The following is a 3,181-nucleotide window of genomic DNA, read 5'->3' as shown; positions in this document are numbered from 1 at the left end:
CTCTCCGCCGCAGCGCGGCCACCGGGTCGAGTCTTGCCGCCGAGAGCGCGGGCAGCGCGCCGGCCATCAGGCCCAGCAGCAGCGCGCAGGCGGCGCTCAGCGCGAGCACGCGAGGCGTGAGCGCGAACAGCAGCAGCCCTTCGCGGCGGAAGCCCTGGTTCCAGGCCCACACGAAGGTCGCGGCAGCGGCGACGCCGGCCGCCCACCCGATGGCGGCGAGCAGGCCCGCCTCACGCATGATCTCGGCCGTCACCTGCCCGGCGGAAGCGCCGATGGCTCTCTTGAGGCCGATCTCGTGCGTGCGCTCGGTCACCGCGACGGTCATGGTGACCACGATGCAGAGACTGCCCGTGAGCGCCGCGATGAGCCCGCAGGCGAGCACCAGCGCCCGCCACAGCCGCGTGCTCTGCGCGGCCTCGTGGGCGAGCTGGGAGGGCGTCACCACCGTGAGGGGTCGCAGCGCAGCGCCGAGCGATGTGGCGAGCGCCTCGAGAGGCGCGCCCGCTGAAGGCGTGACCATGAGGCTCGTGAGCAGCCCTTCTCGCCGCAGCGCGCGCTGCCCTGTGCGCAGCCCCACAAGCATCTGACGGTCTTCCAGCGCGCCGGCGTGGGCCAGCACGCCCACCACCAGGAAGTCGCGTTCGAGCACGTGGATGCGCTCGCCGCAGCGGACCTGGAACGCATAGGCGACGTCGCTGCCGAGTACCGCGCTGTCGTGATCGTCGTCGCGGTCATTGAGCCAGCGACCGTCGGACAGCGTGCCGCCTCGCCAGAGCTGGGAGGCTTCCCGTGGCGGCACGCCCACGAGGGTGAACCCCCATGACCACCGGCACGACCGCGGAGACCCCGTCCACACGGGCCGCCTCGGCAGCGCGGTCTTCGTCGATGAGCCCGCCTCCTGCCCAGAACGAGAGCTTCTCGCACACGTACAGCCGGCCGTCGAACGGGTCTGCGAAGTGAGCGGTGAGCAGGCGGAAGTGCTCGGAGAGCGCCCCCATCAGCACCAGGGCGAAGACACCGCAGGCCATGCCGGTGCTCGTCAGAAGGGCTCGTCCGCGCCTGCGCCAGAGCGAGCGCCAGTCTCCCGCGAGATCGGTGCGCCACGCCGCCGCAACGCTCATCGGCCGTCGCGCGCCGACAGGAGCGACACTACTGCTTCTTGTCGTCCTTGCCCTTGAGGAAGTCGGCGGGCTTCAGGTTGTCGATGTATCGCTTGAACTTCTTGACGTCTTGTTCCTCGGCCGACTTGTCGACCACCGTCTCTTCGAGGATGATGCGCTCGCTGACGAAGATGGGAGAGTTGGTGCGCAGCGCCAGGGCGATGCTGTCGCTCGGGCGGGCGTCGATCTCGAGCTCGCCGCTGCCCGCCTCGAGCACGACCTTTGCGAAGAACGTGTTGTCGTGGATGTCGTGGATGATGATGCGCAGCACCTTCGCGCTGAGCGACTCGATGATCGACTTCATGAGGTCGTGCGACAGCGGTCGGGGGACCTGCGTGCCCTCGAGGGCCAGCGCGATGGCGGTGGCTTCGAAGGGACCGATCAAGATGGGCAGGTATCGCTTGCCGTCGCTGTCTTTCAAGATGACCACGGGATCGTGCGTCAGCAGGTCGATGCCCAGCTTGTCGACCTTCATCTTGCGCATGTCGGGGCCGGTCTCGCCTCGTTCAGGGGTCATGAGCACACCTTACTCGGAAGTTGTCGTGCCGCGGGCTCCCCTCGGGAGCGCCGTGCGGGTTTCGGGGTTGGGGCCGTTCTTCGTCAGGAGTTCCGCGACATCGTCCGAACTCCTGCGCCCCCCTGTCCTCGGGGGCGTGCGCGCCGCGGCATGTATACGATGCCCCTTTCCCGTGTGGCTGTATCGGCGCACGTCGAGCCCGTCAGGGCGCTTCGGAAGGGACCCCGCGTGAGGGACGAGAAGCAGGCGCCCATGCAGCTCATCATCCTTGCCGGCGGTCTGGGCACGCGCATGCACCCGCTCACCGAAGACCTTCCGAAGGCACTGATCCCGGTGGCCGGCAAGCCTTTCGCGTTCCACCAGATCGAATGGCTTGCCGACCACGGCGTGACCGATCTGGTCTTCTGCATCGGCCGCCACGGCGATCAGATGCGCGCCGCGCTGGGCGATGGCGCTTCCTGGGGCATGCGCGTCCGCTACGTCGACGACGGCGCCCGGCTCCTCGGCACCGCGGGCGCGCTGCGACACGCCATCGACGCGGGCGTCGTGGCCGAGCGCTTTGCCGTGCAGTATGGCGACTCGTACCTTCCGGTCGATCTGGAGGCATTCTTCGTGGCCTTCGAGACCTGTGGGCTACCGGCGATGATGGCGGTGTATCGCAACGAGGCGCGGTCGCAGATGAACAACGTCGACTACGCGGAGGGGCGCGTGCTGCTGCACGACAAGCGTCCGCAGCGCCCGTCGGCCGCGCACATCGACTACGGCATCAGCGTGTTCAGACGCGACCTGGTTCAGACCCGCGTCGCATCGGGCGAGGTCGCTGATCTCTCCGACCTCACCCGTGCGCTCAGCGTCGAAGGCCTGCTGGCAGGCTACGAGGTGACCGAGCCGTTCCACGAGGTCGGCTCGCCCGAGGGGCTCGCCGAGATGGAGCGATTCCTGGAGGCGCGACGCGCGTGACGCTTCCCCTCATCCTCCTCGATCGCGACGGGGTGCTCAACCGGATGGTCGTGCACGCTGAGCACGGTCTCACAGACAGCCCGCTCCATCCTTCGCAGGTCGAGATGCTCCCCGGCGCGGTGGCCGCGGTGGCCCGTCTCACCGAGGCGGGGTACGGTGTCGCCATCGTGACAAATCAACCGGCGGCGGCCAAGGGCAAGACCTCGCGCGAGAACCTCGAGGCGGTGCACGCGCGCGTGGTGGCCGAGATCGAGGCGGGCGGTGGTCGCATCGCGAGCTCGCACATCTGCTTCCACCGAGCCGAGGACGCCTGCGCGTGTCGAAAGCCCGCCGCGGGGCTGCTGCGCGCTGCCCTCGAGGCGCATCCGCAGCGTCCGCGCGATGGCGTCTGGATGGTGGGAGATGGCGTCACCGATGTGCAGGCGGGGCGGCTCCTGGGACTTCGCACGGCCTTTCTCGGCAAGCCGTCGTGCGCGGCCTGCGGCGTGCTCGACGCCACGGTCGGGCCGGCCGATCACATCGCGCCGGACCTCGATGGGTTCGT

The 3,181-nt window shown here is 69.2% G+C and carries 5 protein-coding genes; 2 read left to right on the top strand and 3 right to left on the bottom strand.

Annotated elements, in window-relative coordinates; genetic code table 11:
* From EB084_22430 to EB084_22420, 3 genes are all read right to left on the bottom strand, one after another.
* Positions 1–805: ABC transporter permease (locus tag EB084_22430; protein NDD31021.1), on the bottom strand; the 805-nt coding region annotated here is incomplete at its 3' end.
* Positions 732–1,121 carry a hypothetical protein gene (locus EB084_22425; protein NDD31020.1) on the bottom strand — a complete coding sequence of 130 codons (390 nt, stop codon included), beginning with the start codon at positions 1,119–1,121 and terminating at the stop codon, positions 732–734. The genes EB084_22425 and EB084_22430, both read right to left, overlap by 74 nt.
* A gap of 28 nt (positions 1,122–1,149) precedes the next feature.
* Positions 1,150–1,683 (bottom strand): bifunctional nuclease family protein, encoded by a 534-nt coding sequence (locus EB084_22420; protein NDD31019.1) that lies wholly within the window; start codon positions 1,681–1,683, stop codon positions 1,150–1,152.
* Between the two features lie 144 nt (positions 1,684–1,827).
* On the opposite strand from EB084_22420, the gene EB084_22415 reads away from it, so the two are divergent.
* Together EB084_22415 and EB084_22410 are read left to right on the top strand one after the other, a co-directional pair.
* Positions 1,828–2,637 carry a nucleotidyl transferase gene (locus tag EB084_22415; protein ID NDD31018.1) on the top strand — a complete coding sequence of 270 codons (810 nt, stop codon included), beginning with the start codon at positions 1,828–1,830 and terminating at the stop codon, positions 2,635–2,637.
* Between the two features lie 44 nt (positions 2,638–2,681).
* On the top strand, positions 2,682–3,181 hold a 500-nt coding region (locus tag EB084_22410; GenBank protein NDD31017.1), incomplete at its 3' end, for an HAD-IIIA family hydrolase.

The organism is Pseudomonadota bacterium, from assembly GCA_010028905.1.
Classification (GTDB): domain Bacteria; phylum Vulcanimicrobiota; class Xenobia; order RGZZ01; family RGZZ01; genus RGZZ01.
The sequence above is the reverse complement of the archived record's forward strand: the minus strand, read 5'-3'. Positions and strand labels throughout refer to the sequence as shown.

Coding starts and splice junctions, on each gene's coding strand:
- EB084_22425 (NDD31020.1), bottom strand. CDS start 1,121: ATGAGCGTTGCGGCGGCGTGGCGCACCGATCTCGCGGGAGACTGGCGC.
- EB084_22415 (NDD31018.1), top strand. CDS start 1,828: ATGTATACGATGCCCCTTTCCCGTGTGGCTGTATCGGCGCACGTCGAG.